This window comes from Pseudomonas sp. H3(2019) (genome assembly GCF_007713465.1).
Lineage (GTDB): Bacteria > Pseudomonadota > Gammaproteobacteria > Pseudomonadales > Pseudomonadaceae > Aquipseudomonas.
In genome coordinates this window covers 23,652-40,626 of the sequence record NZ_VMSG01000021.1, presented here as the reverse complement: position 1 = coordinate 40,626, position 16,975 = coordinate 23,652, and the positions used below count along the sequence as shown (strand labels likewise).

General features: G+C 58.3%; 14 protein-coding genes and 1 pseudogene. 4 read left to right on the top strand and 11 right to left on the bottom strand.

Going from position 1 to position 16,975, the window contains the following annotated elements; genetic code table 11:
* Positions 1-4: 4 nt before the first annotated feature.
* A complete protein-coding gene (locus FPT12_RS20230; protein WP_145019112.1) occupies positions 5-316 on the top strand; it encodes a YqfO family protein in 312 nt (103 codons plus the stop codon).
* Positions 317-580: 264 nt separating this feature from the next.
* On the opposite strand, the gene FPT12_RS20225 is transcribed toward FPT12_RS20230, so the two are convergent.
* The 4 genes and pseudogenes from FPT12_RS20225 to FPT12_RS28410 form a co-directional block, all read right to left on the bottom strand.
* A complete protein-coding gene (locus tag FPT12_RS20225; RefSeq protein ID WP_145019108.1) occupies positions 581-1,234 on the bottom strand; it encodes an RraA family protein in 654 nt (217 codons plus the stop codon).
* Positions 1,235-1,259: 25 nt separating this feature from the next.
* Entirely contained in the window at positions 1,260-2,315 is a 1,056-nt protein-coding gene (locus tag FPT12_RS20220; protein ID WP_145019105.1) for a D-isomer specific 2-hydroxyacid dehydrogenase family protein, read from the bottom strand.
* Positions 2,316-2,393: 78 nt separating this feature from the next.
* Positions 2,394-5,078, bottom strand: coding sequence for a phosphoenolpyruvate carboxylase (locus FPT12_RS20215; RefSeq protein WP_145019102.1), 2,685 nt, complete (start codon positions 5,076-5,078; stop codon positions 2,394-2,396).
* Between the two features lie 536 nt (positions 5,079-5,614).
* Positions 5,615-5,751, bottom strand: a pseudogene (locus tag FPT12_RS28410) (transposase); the annotation flags it as partial.
* 718 nt (positions 5,752-6,469) lie between these two features.
* Here FPT12_RS28410 and FPT12_RS20205 point away from each other — a divergent pair.
* Complete coding sequence (locus FPT12_RS20205) at positions 6,470-6,859, top strand: DUF6124 family protein (RefSeq protein WP_145019095.1); 390 nt, start codon at positions 6,470-6,472, stop codon at positions 6,857-6,859.
* Positions 6,860-7,060: 201 nt separating this feature from the next.
* Positions 7,061-7,357 (top strand): hypothetical protein, encoded by a 297-nt coding sequence (locus FPT12_RS20200; RefSeq protein ID WP_145019092.1) that lies wholly within the window; start codon positions 7,061-7,063, stop codon positions 7,355-7,357.
* 140 nt (positions 7,358-7,497) lie between these two features.
* Here the strand turns inward: FPT12_RS20200 and nagE are convergent, their stop codons facing one another.
* The 7 genes from nagE to FPT12_RS20160 all read right to left on the bottom strand — a co-directional run bounded on the left by nagE (position 7,498) and on the right by FPT12_RS20160 (position 16,179).
* Positions 7,498-9,213, bottom strand: coding sequence for an N-acetylglucosamine-specific PTS transporter subunit IIBC (gene nagE, locus FPT12_RS20195; RefSeq protein WP_145019089.1), 1,716 nt, complete (start codon positions 9,211-9,213; stop codon positions 7,498-7,500).
* A gap of 35 nt (positions 9,214-9,248) precedes the next feature.
* Positions 9,249-11,765, bottom strand: coding sequence for a phosphoenolpyruvate--protein phosphotransferase (gene ptsP / locus FPT12_RS20190; RefSeq protein WP_145019086.1), 2,517 nt, complete (start codon positions 11,763-11,765; stop codon positions 9,249-9,251).
* A gap of 24 nt (positions 11,766-11,789) precedes the next feature.
* Positions 11,790-12,800: an SIS domain-containing protein gene (locus FPT12_RS20185; RefSeq protein ID WP_371922598.1), complete on the bottom strand. Its 1,011-nt coding sequence runs from the start codon at positions 12,798-12,800 to the stop codon at positions 11,790-11,792.
* Positions 12,793-13,899: an N-acetylglucosamine-6-phosphate deacetylase gene (gene nagA / locus FPT12_RS20180; protein WP_145019080.1), complete on the bottom strand. Its 1,107-nt coding sequence runs from the start codon at positions 13,897-13,899 to the stop codon at positions 12,793-12,795. Before nagA ends, FPT12_RS20185 begins: the two co-directional genes overlap by 8 nt.
* A gap of 46 nt (positions 13,900-13,945) precedes the next feature.
* The gene (locus FPT12_RS20175; RefSeq protein ID WP_145019077.1) at positions 13,946-14,677 is read right to left on the bottom strand and encodes a GntR family transcriptional regulator; all 732 of its coding nucleotides are present in this window, start codon (positions 14,675-14,677) and stop codon (positions 13,946-13,948) included.
* A 407-nt stretch (positions 14,678-15,084) separates the two neighbouring features.
* The gene (locus FPT12_RS20165) at positions 15,085-15,588 is read right to left on the bottom strand and encodes a murein L,D-transpeptidase family protein (RefSeq protein WP_145019072.1); all 504 of its coding nucleotides are present in this window, start codon (positions 15,586-15,588) and stop codon (positions 15,085-15,087) included.
* A 39-nt stretch (positions 15,589-15,627) separates the two neighbouring features.
* A complete protein-coding gene (locus FPT12_RS20160) occupies positions 15,628-16,179 on the bottom strand; it encodes an NUDIX hydrolase (protein WP_145019069.1) in 552 nt (183 codons plus the stop codon).
* A 148-nt stretch (positions 16,180-16,327) separates the two neighbouring features.
* On the opposite strand from FPT12_RS20160, the gene FPT12_RS20155 reads away from it, so the two are divergent.
* Complete coding sequence (locus FPT12_RS20155) at positions 16,328-16,927, top strand: CoA pyrophosphatase (RefSeq protein WP_054593858.1); 600 nt, start codon at positions 16,328-16,330, stop codon at positions 16,925-16,927.
* The last annotated feature ends 48 nt before the right edge of the window (positions 16,928-16,975 follow it).

The window sequence follows — 16,975 nt, the reverse complement described above, 5'->3', positions numbered from 1 at the left end:
CGCTGTGTACAAGCTCAGTTTTTTTGTTCCGGCCAGTCATGTTGAGGTGGTCAAGGGTGCTGTGTTCGCTGCGGGTGGTGGGCGGATCGGTGCTTATGATCACTGTTCGTGGCAGGTGCTTGGGTTGGGTCAGTTTCGGCCTTTGGACGGCAGTCAGCCGTTTATTGGTGAAGCGGGGCAGGTCGAGCAAGTAGAGGAATGGAAGGTTGAGCTGGTGGTCAGCGATGAGTTGATTGGTTCTGTGGTGGCGGCTCTGAAACAGAGTCATCCCTACGAGACGCCGGCTTACGAGGTGTGGCGGTTGGAGGATTTCTGATCTTCCGCCGCTTTAACAAGAAACCCGCTGAAGCGTTTTCAGCGGGTTTTTTATTGCCCGGGATTTACTTGAAGTACTCGTTCCACTGTGGGAGCGAGCTTGCTCGCGATGGCGGCCTGACAGCCGACCCATCTCTTGCAGGTGTACATATCCATTCCTGCGGTAACGGCCGCTTAGGGTTCCGCCCCTACGGCGTGTCACTTGTGCGCCCAGCGCCGCTTTCAGCCACCGCTGTCCCCCCGGGACAGCGGTGTGATTTTTATCCTAGCTTTGAGGTGTTTGCAGGGCATGGTAGCCATAGTCTGCACGGGCTTGGCGCAAGGGGGTACCCGCCTCGATAGCAGCACGAATGTGCTCTTCGGCACGGTGAATTTCTTCAGCCACCTTCAGCACCTGCTCCAGCTGCTTGGCGGGAACCACCACCAAACCGTCACCATCTCCCCTGAGCCAGTCACCAGCCTCCACCCGTACACCGCCAAGGGTCACCGGCTCCTGAATCGCTTCGACTCGCACCCGGTCTTTGCCGGTGCGCATCCAATTGCCGCGGGAAAAAATCGGATAGCCCAGCTCCAGGGCCCGGTCTACATCGCGACAGACTCCGTCGATCACCGTACCCGCTAGTTTTTTTCGCGCAGCTGTGGACGTCAGCAAGTCGCCCCACACGGTGGTATCCAGACGGCCCTGGTTATCGATCACCACCACCTGCCCTTCTTCAAGGTCATCGATATAGTCACCAACCGTTCCGCCTTCCAGTCCGACGGGGCCGTAGCGGAGTGTCCAAGCCTTACCGACCAGGCTGAAGCACCGGTTAAGGGGCATGATGTTGCAGCACTGTCCATTAATTTTCAGGCGATCCATGGCATCGCTCAGGTCTGTGCAACTCAAGGCTTTCAGTCGTTCATGAAAACTGGTTTGCATGGGGTTATCCTCTTTTGAGTCAGATTCAACGGAGCGTGCTGCTCGTGATGAAGGCATGAAGCTTGCCGATGATTTCGGTGAACGCCGTGCGGATCGCGGCATCGGTATTGCCGGCTATATGAGGTGTCAGCACGGCATTCGCGATGCCTACCAAAGGTGAGTCGAATTGATTTTTCTCCTTGCAGAAGGTGTCGATGGCGACAGCCTTGATGTGCCCGGGTGACTGGGTCATGAAGGTTGCAAGTGCGTGTTCATCGACGATCCCGCCTCGGGCGGTATTGATCAGAATCGACCCCTGCCGCATTCGGGCAAAGCGCTCGTAACCAAACAATCCGCGTGTTTCGGCGCTAAGCGGGGTGTGAATGGACACCACATCAGCATCCTGAAGAAGCTGGTCCAGGGTTTCCCGTCGTTCAAGTTTCAAGGTAAGAGAGGCTTCCTTGTTGAAGCGTGCCGAACCGGTTGCGATTACTTTCATGCCTAATGCCCGGGCTTTGGCGGCCACCACCTGAGCGATTCGACCGGTACCTACCAAGCCCAGGGTGAGTTCGCCGATTTCCCGGCTGGGCGCCAGGCTGCCTTTGGACCAGCGCCCCTGGTGGGTTTCGGCACTGTAGTGATTGAGATCCCGGGATAAAAACAAGGTTTGGGCCAGCACGTACTCCGCCACCGCCACCGAATTGGAGCCGGGCGTATTGAGTACCGTCACCCCACATCGGGCGGCCTCCTGCCCATCAATATGGTTAATTCCGACTCCCGCCTGAGCGATGACCCGCAAAGGGTTGTTCAGGATAGGCGAGGCGCAGGCGTTGAGCACTTCGGCGTCGAGGGAAATATTCAAGCGGGTCTTGAACCCGTTATAACCTCCATCCTTGACCACGGCGGCAATAAACGCCGATTTATCGTGGCAGTCGATGTCAACGTAATGTATCCGTGCGCCGTAGTGATCTTTGATTAAATCCTTTTCGAAGAAGTAGTGGAGGTTGAGGGTTATCGCCAGATCCATTTCAATGAACCGGTCTATTTCCTCAAAGAGCAATGGTGGACCAGGGGCGTCAAGTATTAGGGTGAGAAACGCCATTAGCGTCGTCCTCTATATCAAGTGGCTGCAGGAGAAGACGACCGATACCTCACGTTGCCATGGATATCGGTCGCAGACTTACCAGGTGAAGAGTCGGGCGGACTCAGGGTCTACCAACCCGGTGTCGGTATTGGCAGCCGCCAGAAAGCCACTATAGAAGTCATTTAACGATGTGGACTTTATGAACTCGCAGTTCGTTTTCGAATAGATCAGGAACAGTCGATAAATTCGCAGATTCTTTTCCCGGCGGTATACCTCCGCTTTTAGTCCGGGCCATAAGTTCAGCAGGCTAAGTTCCTCGATTTTCCACGGGTCATCCGGCTCGGAACCCGTTAGCGCCTTATAAGCAAAACGTTTGCCCTCGATGACCTCCACATGCAAGCTGGCCAGCAGTTGCTCGGCGGTACCCACTGTCTCGGTTTTGAGTTCCTCGGCCAGGTTGAGGATGTGTTCTCTGTCGGGCAGGCTGCCGGTCAAGGTCAGCCAAGCGCATTTCAGATCGGTTCGAGCAATGGCATAAGCCATGCCTTTGACATAGTTGTGGAAACGATAGTCATCATTGAAGGCTGTTTGCAGTTCAGTCGCCGAATGCTTGGCGAACTGCCCGACTCCGATCAATTCGCTGTGTAAACCACTTGCCAGCAAGGCGCGTGTCCAGGGGATGGCTCGGATGGCATCCGGCCGCGACTCAAAGACCTTTATGTTGAAAATCCTCGATGGCGGACGGGTGCCCTTGGCTGTTGCCCGGACGACATCGAAACGCGCCATGTCCTGCAGCAAAGCGGGTAGCGCCGGGTGCTCAAAGAAGATCTGCTGATAACGGCGAACGACCAGAGTCCACAGTTCCACTTGTGAGGAGATCAAATCCTGGGACGGACTGATTTCGGGTTCTGCATGCATGAAAAACAACTGGCTGAGGAAATTCACCGCCTGGTTGGTCGTCAGCAAATGGCTACGCATTTCGGCGCAGCCGGCCAGCATGAAGCGGGTCTCCGAGCTCCAAAGGGCACCGAATTCTTTCATCGTTTCGGCGATGACTCCGTTACACCGTGCATGCTCACCGCCCATGATGACGTGGACCACCACATCAATCCCGTAGCGGGCACCGATTTGCCTGTGCTGGTTGGCGATAGCCATATTAAGTTTGTGCATCGCCTTCCCGCCTTGCTTACCGGTATCGCTGGGGCCAAAAGTGATGTACTGCCGATTGCCCCGTGTTTGCAGGTGTTTCCGGTAGACCGGGTTTTCATAGAGTTGGTGTACAAGGCGCAAGGTGGCTTGAGCCCCCTCAATGTCTTCAGGTTGCAAGGCGATATCGATGCCATCTCGCACCTGCGCGGCATGCATCAAAAACATGACTTCCAGGGCGCTGAGTGATGAGGTGTATTCGGCAATACCGTGGATTTTCATACGGTCGCGGTAGGTATCGATCAGCTTAAAACGCTCGATTGCGTTGCGGGCGTCGTACATACGGATGTATTCAGGATCTTGCTCCTGGAGCGCTATATAATCCTGGCCCTTATAGGCCTCGCTCTTCTCCTGATAAATGGCATCTGTACGTTGCAGGTATTCCTGCCAGAGCACAGCTGGCGAGGCGGCCTGTTGTTCCGCAAGTGCCTGGGTGAGTAACTCAGTTTTTGCGCCCTCATCCAGTTCGCGATAGTGCTGGTACTGTCCATTTCCCCTCGCATCCAGCCATGCGTGGTCTATGATCTCATCGACCACGCTGCTGAACATTTCGGCATTTTCCCGGAACTCGATCTCCAGATAATGAAAGCCAAAGGCACGTACTCGAATCAGCAACCGGTCGATGGCCGCTGGATGGGTGAACCGAATCCGGCCCAAGGCCTCAATCAACTGTACGGGATCGGTAAAGGCCTGGGGATGTGCTTCATCCAGCCGAGATCGAATCTCTTCCAGCCGCTGCCTGGCACCGCTGTCTTTAATCAGATGATCGATGTCGGCGATGTAGCGTTTGCGTATCGCTGACTCCAGCGCAATCACCAGCGTTTCCGTGTGCTGATTGGTATCGTATGGGCGACCATCCTTGTCACCGTACAGCCAGGTGTACAAGCTGAGCCATTGGTCGGTAGCCCCCAGCCCCAGTGTTTGCTGGACCTCGGGTAAAACGTCATACACGCTGTCGGCATAGAAAATTTGTGACTCGATGTCGACGCCGTTGCTGTCTGACCACACCGCGTTATACAGGTCCATCAACAAATGCTTGGTTAATGACTGTTTTTTCAGGCCTTGATCTTCAAGGTGCTGAGCAAGCTTCTGCAAGGACTGAACAACGGAGTGCTTGAGTTGATCTGTCTCTTTGCACAGTAGACCCAGGCTGATTCGAGTCGTAAATGCACCGGAGAAACGGGAAGCATCAAGAGGTCGAACTGGGCGAATGAAAGCAGCTTGAGCCGTCAAGGTCGTCGCCACGCTTCTGACCGACAGCTCGAACAACAGCTGCTTGATTAACAGCAACTTCCAGAACGCCTCAACGTCTTTAGTTGAGCGAGACTCAAAAAATGCTTTCCCCAAAGATGCCGCCAATTTTGAGTCGGCTTTGTCCAAGTACGAGAGAGTGTCTACTTCCGCATAGATTCGTAAACATACTTGGGCATGAGGTACTTCGGAATTGTCGGGTATCGCCTTCAGTACCTGCTCCAGCGCACGCCATAAAACATCATGCAATAAGGCTGGATTGGTATAATTGATGGAAGAGTGGGTTGATGAATCTTCAAGTATAGAGTTGATCAAACTGCTCATGGGTTCAAGCCTCAATAATTAGAGTTCATATCCATTGATTGCACGCCGTCCAGAAGCGGCTGAAAAACATCAATTATTTTCAGGCAAAAACCATATCGTCGATCAGAGGGATGTAGTCAGTCCGTCGACAAAGCGCCCCAGCAGCAGTACCGCAATGCGGTAAAAACGTAACAATTTGTTACGATTTCAATTTAATGGAACATGGATCCAATCTGTTCGGCAAATACCTTTTCGGAATAAAAAATAGTTTAAATAGAATAAAATTCTAAATAAATTTTCCGCGTCCGCCACTGAATCTCAGGCAAAAATCCAAGTAATTATTTGATTTTATTTAAGTATCTTTAATATCAACAACCATGGCCTCGCGGAGCTAGAGCTATGGTGCTGAGGATGCGCGTGTGAAAAAACCTTTCAAAAAAAGGCTAATGAATGAGAAAAATTGTTACAGCGACTTTTGACTCATCGCCCGGAAAGTAACGTTCTCCTTATCAAGATAGTTACGGGCTGTTTTCTATCGTGGTCGCTTTTTCCTACCATATCCGTTGTCGAGCGTTAGGTTCCAGTTCGCGGACTTTGCGCTCTATTTCATAAAGTGCGGCGATGTAATGCAGCGCTTTTTCGGCGATCTGCTCTTATTGGTCGCGTGCAAGTCGAAGAACTTACGGCGGGCATGTAGTCGAGCTTTTCGCTGGCATCTTCACCAATGCGTTTGGGGGCGCATCCGCATTGGCAATGGCTGTTGTCCGGTTCGTGGTGGATCAGCGCACGAGGAAACTGCGTTGGCAGCGGGGTATCGCTCAAAGCAATACTGGCGATCGGGGCGTCAGTCTGCGCACATTCGGCAATGACTTGAGCCTTGAAGGATATGGAATAAGAACGGCGTGTTGGCTGCATGGAAGATCTGCTTAAAAAGGTTAGAAGTGGTGTCCACTAAATTTAGTGCACACCATGTCTTGGCTTCGCGGAGCGGGAAAGATGACTTCGCCGGACGGGATACGGCCTGAGTGGTTGGGGCGCGTCACTTCATTGATGGTGGGTGATATCTGAGCTGCCGCAGGCTGCGATCTTTTGATCTTGTTTTTGTTGTTTCGGCCTGTGAATAACCGGTCACTGCCAAAAGATCGTCCGAACGCGGCCCGAACCCTGCGGCAGCTCTTACAGAATGCGCGGCGCGTCAATATGAAGGGCATGCCTGTGTTTATCCGGTGGGTTAGAAGGCAGATCATTCCCACACATCTTTCAGGTTGCCTGTCGGAAGCGCCGTCTCTAGCCTTTGATCGTCGCTGCCAATTCAGCGACCGGGACTGCAAGCCCGAAAAAATTGTTAGGCGCTTACAGGCGCCGCATCTACAAATGATGTCGGTCGCTCCAATTTTCTCAGGAGCTCCACAATGATCAAAGACAACTCCAACCCCCCCGAACACGACGACGTTTCCCCCTACGAATCCCTCGATTCAAAAAAGCTCCACGACGCCGCGCACCGCGCCCTGGATCACTACCTGAAACCCACCCTCGCCAAACTGCGTTTCAGCGATCTGCGCTCTGACCGCTTGTTCAGCGTTGCACCCGATGTGGGCCTCGAAAGTCTGTTGGCCAATGCCTCGGAGGATCTGGCCTCAGTCAAGGTGATGGCCGCCGACCTGGCATTCGAAATCGAGGGCTCGCGACGCAGCGTGGCGTTGGCGATTTGCCGGATGGTCGATGGCGCTCTGCTGTTGGTGGACAAGGCGCTGGATGACTACAACCCGTCGGAGTTGGACCAGTTTTACGTCAAGGAATAGCGGCGCTGCAGTTCATTCATGCGCCGCAAAACGAGAAAGCCGCTGAATCGGAAACGATCAGCGGTTTTTTGTATTCGGGAAAAGTCAGGCTCTGCCGTTGGTCTGAAACGCGTGCCTACCTGTCAACTATGACAGTAGTCACACGTGGAGGACTCAGGTTTGATAAGGCTTCAATCCGAGTCATCCACAAGGAGCATCACCATGACTTCAGCAGTGAAAGTGGCACCCGTCATCACCGAGGTTACCGATTCAAAGGGAAATCCAATCCCGAACGGCGGTGTCACGAAAGACACCACGGTGGATGTGAAAGGTAGGTCTGAGCCTGGCAAGAAAGTGGACGTGGTTGACAATAACACCCAGCATTTCTCAGTCATTGCGGACGCCACTGGCCAATGGGCTGCCCACCTGACCAAATTGCAGGTAGGGTCGCATGCCATTCACGCTCTCAGCGAGGGACATGTCTCCCCAACCCGGACGTTTACTGTGGAGCCTAAATAAAGGTGAATAAAAAACCGCTGAACCGGAAACAGTCAGCGGTTTTGAATTGCATCGAAAGGCTACACAGCCTGCGGTAGCTCCTGCATTGACCACACTCCCCCTAATGTAGGAGTTGCCGCAGGCTGCGATCTTTTAAGGTGCTAAACCTTCGCACTGACCTCGCTGCGATTCACCAGCGATTCGAGCGCCTCACTCAAACTCAACGCCTTGTCGCCAATCAACAGGTGCCACACGCCACCGTCCAGCGCGCTCACGCCCTGGCAACCCAAGTCCTTGAGCTGACATTCCGACAGCGCTTTACCGTCCGCCAGTTGCAGGCGAATCCGGGTCATGGCCACGCAATCCAGTTGCAGCACGTTATCGCTGCCGCCCACGGCGTTCAGCCATTTCTGTGCTTCCGGTGTGGCCACGGGCGCCGCTTTCGGTGCTTCTTCAACCACCACAACAACGGCCGTAGCCACTGAAACTGCCGTCGGCATCGCCTGGCGAATTTCATCGGCGATGCTGTCGGCCAGCGGCCCGACCACTACCTGCAAGCTGCCGCCCTTGCCAGGGCGGACCACAGCCATGGCGCCGAGGGCTTTCAACTCGCTGTCGGAGGCTTTGTTGCGATCGACCATTTCCAGGCGCAAGCGCGTGGTGCAAGCGCCGACGGTGATCAGGTTGTCAGCGCCGCCCAAGGCTTGAATGTACGCCCTGGCCCGCTGGTTTTCGCTCAGCACCACCTTTTCACCGACGACGACACCTTCACGCCCCGGCGTCTTCAGGTTGAAGCGGCGGATGCAGAAATCAAACACCCCGTAGTAGATCACCGCGTACGCCAGGCCTACCGGGAACACCCGCCAGCCGTTGATGGACTTGCCCCAGCCCAGCGCCATGTCGATGGCGCCGCCGGAGAAGGTGAAGCCCAAATGGATGTTCAGCGCGTTGGTGATCGCCATCGCCATGCCGGTCAGCAGGGCGTGCAGCAAATACAGCAGCGGTGCGAGGAACATGAAGGCGAACTCGATCGGCTCGGTGACGCCCGTCAGGAACGAGGTCAGGGCCATCGACAGGAAGATCCCGCCCATGACTTTGCGGCGTTCCGGCAGGGCGTTGCGGTACATCGCCAGGCACGCGGCCGGCAGGCCGAAAATCATCATCGGGAACATCCCGGTCATGAACTGGCCGCCCTTCGGGTCGCCCGCAAAGTAGCGCGCCAGGTCGCCGGTGACGATGGCGCCGGTGGTCGGGTCGGTGAAGCTGCCGAAGATGAACCACGCCATGTTGTTGAGGATGTGGTGCAGGCCGGTGACGATCAGCAAGCGGTTGAACACGCCGAAGACCAACGCGCCGAGGCTGCCGCTTTCCAGCAACAACACGCCGAAGCTGTTGATGCCGTGCTGGATCGGCGGCCAGATCAAACCGAAGACCACGCCCAGGCCGACCGCGCTGAACCCGGTGGCAATCGGCACGAAGCGCCGGCCACCGAAGAACGCCAGGTAATCCGGCAGCTTGATGTCCTTGAAGCGGTTGTACAGCGCGCCGGCCATCAGGCCGCTGATGATCCCGGCGAGCATGCCCATGTTGATGCTCGCGTCGAGCACCTTGAGCGTGGAGACCATCACCAGATAACCAATTGCTCCGGCCAGTCCGGCGGTGCCGTTGTTGTCCTTGGCGAAACCGACCGCGATGCCGATGGCGAAGATCAGCGCCAGGTTGGCGAAAATCACCTGCCCGGCGTCGTGGATGATCGCGATGTTCAAAAGGTCGGTGTCACCCAGACGCAGCAACAGGCCGGCAATCGGCAGGATCGCGATGGGCAGCATCAGCGCCCGTCCAAGGCGCTGCAAGCCCTCGATGAAGAGTTGGTACATGGCGTTTCTCCCTGGGTTCTTGTTCTTGTTGTTGTTCAGCTCAGAGGCCAATGTTGATGACAGGCGTGACGCACCGCCGTGGCGCTGCTCAGGTTGAGCAGGGTGGCGCTGAAGCGTCGGCAGTCGGCGGCGTCCAGTTGGCGGACGCGTTCCTTGATTTCACCGACTTGCGGCGGGCTGACGGACAGCTCGCGGATACCCAGGCCAATCAGCACCGGGGTCGCCAGCGGATCGGAGGCCAGAGCGCCGCAAACGCCGACCCAACGCTGATGCTTGGCGGCACCGATGCAGGTCTGGGCGATCAGCCGCAGCAGCGCCGGGTGCAAGGCATCGACCCGTGCGGCGAGTCCGGCGTGGTCACGGTCCATGGCCAGGGTGTATTGGGACAGGTCGTTGGTGCCGATGGACAGGAAGTCCGCGTGTTCCGCCAATTGCTCGGCGAGCAGCGCCGCGGCCGGGACTTCGATCATCACGCCCAGTTCCGGGCGGTGGGTCAGTTCCAGCTCGGCGCACAAGGCATCGAGGCGTTGACGGATGTGCAGCAATTCATCGAGCTCGCTGACCATCGGCAGCAAAATCCGGCAGCGCTGCAACGGGCTGACCTGCAGCAGTGCGCGCAATTGTTGGTCGAGCAGTTCCGGGCGTACCTGGGCCATGCGGATACCGCGCAGGCCGAGCACCGGGTTGGCTTCGGCCGGCAGGGGCAGGTAGTCGAGCTGTTTGTCGCCGCCGACGTCGATGGTGCGGATGATCACTGACTTGTCGCCCATAGCATCCAGCACCGCTTGATAGGCCTGGCGTTGTTCCTGTTCATCTGGCGCAGTCTGGCGATCGACGAACAGAAACTCGGTGCGCAGCAGGCCAACGCCATCGGCGCCGCCTTTCAACGCATCAGCCGCCTCATTGCTGGAGGCCACGTTGGCCGCGACTTCGATCCGCAGACCATCGCGGGTGTGTGCCGGGTTGTGGGCTTGCGCTTGTTGGCGTTCGCGGCGTTGCAGGTGTTCACGCTGGGCCTGGGCGACGTGCTCCAGGCGTTGGCTGTTGGGTGTCAGCTCCAGGCGTCCGCCGTCGGCATCCAGCACCACCGACTGGCCTTGCGGTAGATGGAGCAGTGAGAAGCCGAGGGCAACCAGGCACGGCAGGCCTTTGCCACGGGCGAGAATCGCCACATGGGAGGTCGCGCCACCTTCGGCCATGCACAGCCCGGCGACGCCTTGCTGGCTCAATTGCAGCAAATCCGAAGGAGTCAGTTCATGCGCGGCGACGATCGCGCCGGCCGGCACGTCGTAGTGCCAATCCTGACCGAGCAACGCGCGCAGTACCCGTTGCTTGAGGTCGCGCAGGTCGTTGGCGCGTTCGGCCAGCAGCGGGTTGCCAAGCTGTTGCAACACCTCGCATTGCACCTCGATCGACTGGCTCCAGGCGTGGGTGGCGGCGCTGCCCTGATCGATCGACTGGATGGCCGCTTCAATCAGCGCCGGGTCTTCGAGTAGCGCCAGGTGGGCGGCGAAAATCTGTTCTTCTGCGGTGTGCTGGTGCTTTTGGGCGTGGGACAGCGTTTCGCGGATTTCGCTGCGAACCTGTTCCAGCGCACGGTCGAGGGCTTGCAGTTGTTCTTCGGCGTTATGCTTGCCGGTGTCGTCCGGCAGGTGGATGGCCGCCAATTGGAACAGCGGGCCGCCGACCAGTCCCGGCGCTGCACAGACACCATTCAGCACGCCGGCTTCGGCGGTGCGGGTACGCTGGGCAATCGGTGTCGGTGCGGCCGCGTGGCTGTCGTCGTTGACCGCGGTGGACAAGGCGTTCAACAAGGCTTGCAGCGCCGCCTTGGCGTCCGCGCCCTTGCAACTGACCTGAACCTCGTCCTGCTCGCCAATCCCCAGGCCCATCAGTCCGATCAGGCTGTCGCACGACGCCGATTTACCGGCGAAATGCAGCTGTGATTTGCTGTTGAACAGGTGCGCGGTCTGGCGGATCAGCGCCGCTGGCCGTGCATGCAGACCGCCGCGATGGATGATGCGAATGTGCCCGTGAACCTCAGCACCTGAGCTGTCCGCCTCGACCTGTGCGCTGTGGGTGGTTCTTGGCACGATGTGCAGCAACGGCTCGCCGACCTTGACCGACTTGAGGGTGATCGGCAGCACTTGAAAGTCTTCGCTGTTGGTCAGGATCAACAGGCTGACCAGGCTTTTACAGCCTTGCGCGACCTGGTCCAGATCAAAGCGCAGCAGCGCCTGGCCATTGCTGACGCGGCTGCCTTCCTTGACCAGCATCGAGAACCCTTCGCCTTGCAGTTCGACGGTGTCCAGGCCCAGGTGCAGCAGCAATTCGGCGCCATTGTCGGCGCGCAAGGTCACGGCATGGCCGGTACGGGCAACGTGCACCACGACCCCGGCACACGGCGCGTGCAGGGTGTTGTTCAGCGGGTCGATGGCGATCCCGTCACCCATGGCGCCGCTGGCGAACACCGGGTCCGGAACCTTGGCAAGCGTGAGCACCGGGCCGCTGAGCGGGGCACTGAGGGTCAGGTCTTTATTGTTGTTATGCATGGCTCGGCACTCGATTCGGGCGTGTTAATGGGTGCGGGTCACTTTGCTCAAGTGACGCGGCTGGTCCGGGTCCATGCCGCGAGCGACCGCGAGGCCGGCCGCCATGACGTAGAAGCTCTGGATGGCGAGAATCGGGTCCAGTGCCGGGTGCTCGGCGCGGCTCAGCGTCAGGTCGCGTTCGCTGACGTCATCCGGGGCGGCCAGCAACACGCGGGCACCGCGTTGACGCATCTCGGCGGCGAGGCTCAGCAAGCCAGCCTGTTCGGCGCCGCGCGGGGCGAACACCAGCAGGGGGTAGTTGTCGTCGATGAGTGCCATTGGCCCGTGTTTGACTTCGGCACTGCTGAAGGCTTCGGCCTGGATCGCCGAGGTTTCCTTGAGTTTCAGCGCCGCTTCCTGAGCAATCGCGAACCCGGCACCACGGCCGATGACCATCAAGCGTTGGCAGTCACGCAGTACGTCGACCGCCAGGCTCCAGTCCTGCGTCGCGGCGTCGCGCAATCCTTCTGGCAGCGCGAGGCCGGCTTGCAGCAACTCGGGATCCTGTTTCCAGTGGGCGATCAGCCGCGCGCTGGCGCTGAGGGTGGCGATAAAGCTTTTGGTCGCGGCGACGCTGCGCTCAAGACCTGCACACAGCGGCAGACTGAATTCACAGGCGGCTTCCAGTGGCGAGTTCTCGGCATTGACCATCGAAATACTCAGAGCGCCACGCTTGCGCAGCAGACGCAGGCTGTTGACCAGATCCGGACTTTGCCCGGACTGCGAAAACGCAAATACCGCCTGACCGCTGACCTTCAGCGGCGCTTGCTGCATGGTCACCACCGACATCGGCAGCGATGCCACCGGAATACCGACGTGCTGCATGGTCAGGTAGGCGAAGTAGCTCGCGGCGTGATCGGAGCTGCCGCGTGCAACCGTCATTGCCACTTGCGGCGGCTGACGGTTCAAGCGTCCGGCGATCTCGATCATCAGCGGATCCAGTTGCCGCAACTGAGCGTCGACGGCCTTGTACGAGGACAGCGCCTCTTCAAGCATTTTTGAAGTCAATGTCTTCTCCTTCGACCGTTACGGCGGTCAGTGTGAGTGAGCGATCCAGACGCACGCAGTCAGCCCAGGCGCCGGGTTGCAGGCGACCGCGCTCCTGAATGCCGAGATAATCGGCGGGGAATTGCGACAGGCGTTGCGAGGCTTCGGCCAGTGGCAGGCCGATCTTCACCAGGTTGCGCAGCGCCTGATCCATGGTCAGGGTGCTGCCGGCCAGCGTGCCGTCGGGCAGGCGCACGCCGCCCAGGCATTTGGTCACGGTGTGGCTGCCGAGCTTGTATTCGCCGTCCGGCATGCCGGCGGCAGCGGTGGAATCGGTGACGCAATACAGGCACGGGATCGAGCGCAGGGCCACGCGGATTGCGCCGGGATGGACGTGCAGCAGGTCGGGAATCAGTTCCGCGTACTTGGCGTGAGCCAGTGCCGCGCCGACGATTCCCGGTTCGCGGTGATGCAGCGGGCTCATGGCGTTATAAAGGTGGGTGAAGCTGCTGGCGCCGGCCTTAAGTGCTGCGACGCCTTCTTCGTAGCTGCCCAGGGTGTGGCCAATCTGCATGCGAATACCGCGGTCGCTGAGGGCGCGGATCAGTTTGTCGTGACCGGCAATTTCCGGGGCGATGGTGATCACCCGGATCGGCGCCAGCGCCAGGTAGGCTTCGACTTCGGCCATCAGCGCGGTGTGGGCAAAGTTCGGTTGTGCACCGAGTTTTCCAGGGTTGATGTAGGGTCCTTCGAGGTGCACGCCGAGTACCCGGGCGCAGCCTTTCGGGCGCTGTTCGCAGAACTCGCCGACCTCGGCCAGCACCCGGGAAATTTCTTCCGGCGGCGCGGTCATGGTGGTAGCCAACAGTGAGGTGGTGCCGAAACGCACGTGGGTTTTGGTGATGGTGTCGAAGGCCGGCGTGCCTTCCATGATGTCCTTGCCGCCACCGCCGTGGACGTGCAGGTCGATGAAACCCGGCAGCAGGTAAGGCAGGTCGTTGTCTGCCGGGTCGCACAGCTGACCCTCGATGCGGACGATCTTGCCGTGTTCATGGATCAACCGGCCGCGGATCCAGCCTTGGGCGGTGAGGATGTTGTCTTCGGACATCAGTGGTTCTCCGGCTTCAGTGACGCAGGGCTTAGCATCGAAGCTATTAGCGACGAAGCTCTGCGACAAAGTCGTAGTAGTCGTTGCGGCAATAGGTGTCGGTGACTTCGATCGGGGTGTTGTCTTCGAGGTAACCGACCCGGGTCATCAGCAGCATGGCGGTGCCGGGGGCGATGCCGACCAGCGCGGCGAATTCGTCCGAGGCGTTGATCGCCTGAATATGTTGCAGGGCGCGCACCACCGGTTTGCCGATGGCGTCGAGGTATTCGTAAAGCGAATCCCCGACCGCTTGCGGCTGGGCGATGATCGAGGCGGGCAGGGTGCTCATCTCGATGGCCATCACGGTGTCGTCGGCTTTACGCAGGCGCTTGAGGCGCGCGACCTTGTCGTAGGGCGAGAGCGCGAGGCGGATCAGTTCTTCGTGGGTCGGCTGGGTGATTTCCCGCTCCAGCCATTGCGAGCTCGGCACGAAGCCTTTGAGGCGAAGCATTTCGCTGAACCCGGACAGCCGGGACAGTGGTTGTTCGAGGCGCGGGGTAATGAACGTGCCGGAGCCTTGGCTGCGACGGATCAGGCCTTGTTCGAACAGCACTTCCAGTGCCTTGCGGGCGGTCACGCGGGAGATGTTCAGCATTTCGCTGAGGTTGCGTTCCGACGGCAATGCCTGCTCGGCTTTCCACTGGCCGGCATGGATCGCCGCTTCCAGATTACGCGCCAGTTGCAGGTACAACGGCGTTGGCTGGGTGTCGTCAGGGCGCAGGGCCAGGATGTGGTTCATTGGGTTGGGTTCCGATGCGGGTATTGGAGTGTTGTCGCCCCGGTCATGGCGCAAAACTAATACCACTTAAATACCATGTCAACGCCAGTGGTTTGCTCGGGCCGAGCCAGTGCGCGCTGCGCTGGAGGGTGCCACGGTATTGGGTTTTAAGTGGTATTAGCGGTGGCGGTGGTAGTGGGTCAGATCACTGTCTGCGCCGGTGCTTCAGGAGGGAAGTGGTATTGCAGGTGGAGGCGTGGTTCGGGAGGAATATTTTTTTAATTTTTTGATGATTCTGGTGCAATACCCTTGTGGGAGCGAGCCTGCTCGCGATAGCGGCGTAACAGTCAACATAGATGTTGGATGTAATACCGCTATCGCGAGCAGGCTCGCTCCCACAGGTTTTGGTCCCTTCGCCGCAGGTCAAATCAGGGGCGGATTTCGATCATCGTGCCGTCTTTGACCAGGCCCCAGACTTCGCGCATGTCGACGTTGCGCATGCCAATACAGCCGTCGGTCCAGTCCAGGGTGTGGAACAGTTCTTCAGGGTTTTCTTCAGTGTCCGGGGTGCCATGGATCATGATCATGCCACCGGGCTGCACACCTTCGCGGCGCGAACGGACGGAATCGCTGATGTTCGGGTAGGAAATGTGCATGGCCAGGTTGAAGCGCTCGCTGACCTTGCGCCAGTCCAGCCAATACAAGCCTTCTGGTGTGCGTCGATCACCCTCCATCAGTTTCGGGCCCTTGGGGTTTTTGCCCAGCGAGATGCGATAGGTTCGCAGTGGCTTGCCATCATTGATCAGTTGTAACTGATGGGCAGATTTGAGCACCAACACTTTTTCGATGATTTTGCCGTCCAGGGTCTCCGTGGTGGCAGCGTGGGAAACCATGACAAACGACAGGCAGAAAACGGCAAGCAACCAGCGCATTAAAACGATATCCCTGAGAGTACGGCGTACTTTTGTTGTTTAAGTGATCGCAGGCTGAGCAAGCGGAGGAATGGATTCGGAGCGTACCGGGAAATTCTCTACCCGACGGTCTGCATAGAAACATTCTAGGGTACGGCCGACCGTGCGGAAAGCCAGCTCCGACCACGGGATGTCAGCTTCTTCGAAAAGTTTCACTTCCAGGCTTTCTTCGCCCGCGGCAAAGTCCAGGTCCGTCAGTTCAGCGCGAAAGAACACGTGCACCTGGCTGATGTGCGGCACATCGATCAGCGTATAGATGTTCAGGTTGCGCACCCGTGCACAGGCTTCTTCGGCGGTTTCGCGAATGGCCGCCTGTTCGATGGTCTCACCGTTTTCCATGAAGCCGGCCGGCAAGGTCCAATAACCGCGGCGCGGCTCGATGGCGCGCCGGCATAACAACACCTGAGTCCCCCAGATTGGCAGGCAGCCGGCGACAATATTCGGGTTCTGATAATGGATGGTCTGGCACTGGTCGCAGACGTACCGCAGGCGCGAGTCGCCTTTGGGAATGCGTTGGGTGACCGGGTTACCGCACTGGCTGCAGAATTTCATGCTGGGCTTCCGAAAATGCTGCGCCTATCTTGGCGTGCGGTGGTATCTGTCGGCAAGTTGTCGTTTAGCGACATGCCACGGTTCAGGGGGTTGGGCGGCCGATGTGTTTGGTGCATGATGCAAGATAGTGAATAGATCGAGATCACTCATGCTGGATGAGCTACTGCATCGGGTAAGCAACCACACGCCGCGCACACTGGAAACTGACCTGCGTTTTCCGGAGGCCGCGGTCCTGGTGCCTATCACCCGCAGTGACGAGCCGGAGCTGGTCCTGACCCTGCGTGCCAGCGGGCTCTCGACCCACGGCGGTGAAGTGGCTTTCCCCGGCGGGCGACGCGATCCGGAAGACCCGGACCTGATTTTCACCGCATTGCGTGAAGCCGAAGAAGAAATTGGCCTGCCACCGGGTCTGGTGGAAGTCATCGGCCCGCTGAGTCCGTTGATTTCCCTGCATGGGATCAAGGTCACGCCTTATGTCGGGGTGATTCCGGATTTCGTCGAGTACCGGGCCAACGACGCCGAAATTGCCGCCGTGTTCAGCGTACCGCTGGAGTTCTTCCGCAAGGACCCGCGTGAACACACGCACCGCATCGATTATCAGGGCCGCAGTTGGTATGTGCCAAGCTACCGTTTCGGCGAATACAAGATCTGGGGCCTGACCGCGATCATGATCGTCGAGTTGATCAACCTGCTCTATGACGCGCAGATCAGCCTGCATCAACCGCCGAAAAACTTTATCAATATTTGAAGCCATCGCGCGTATGGCTGAACCCTGCTTTTTGCCAGTGAGCCTGCC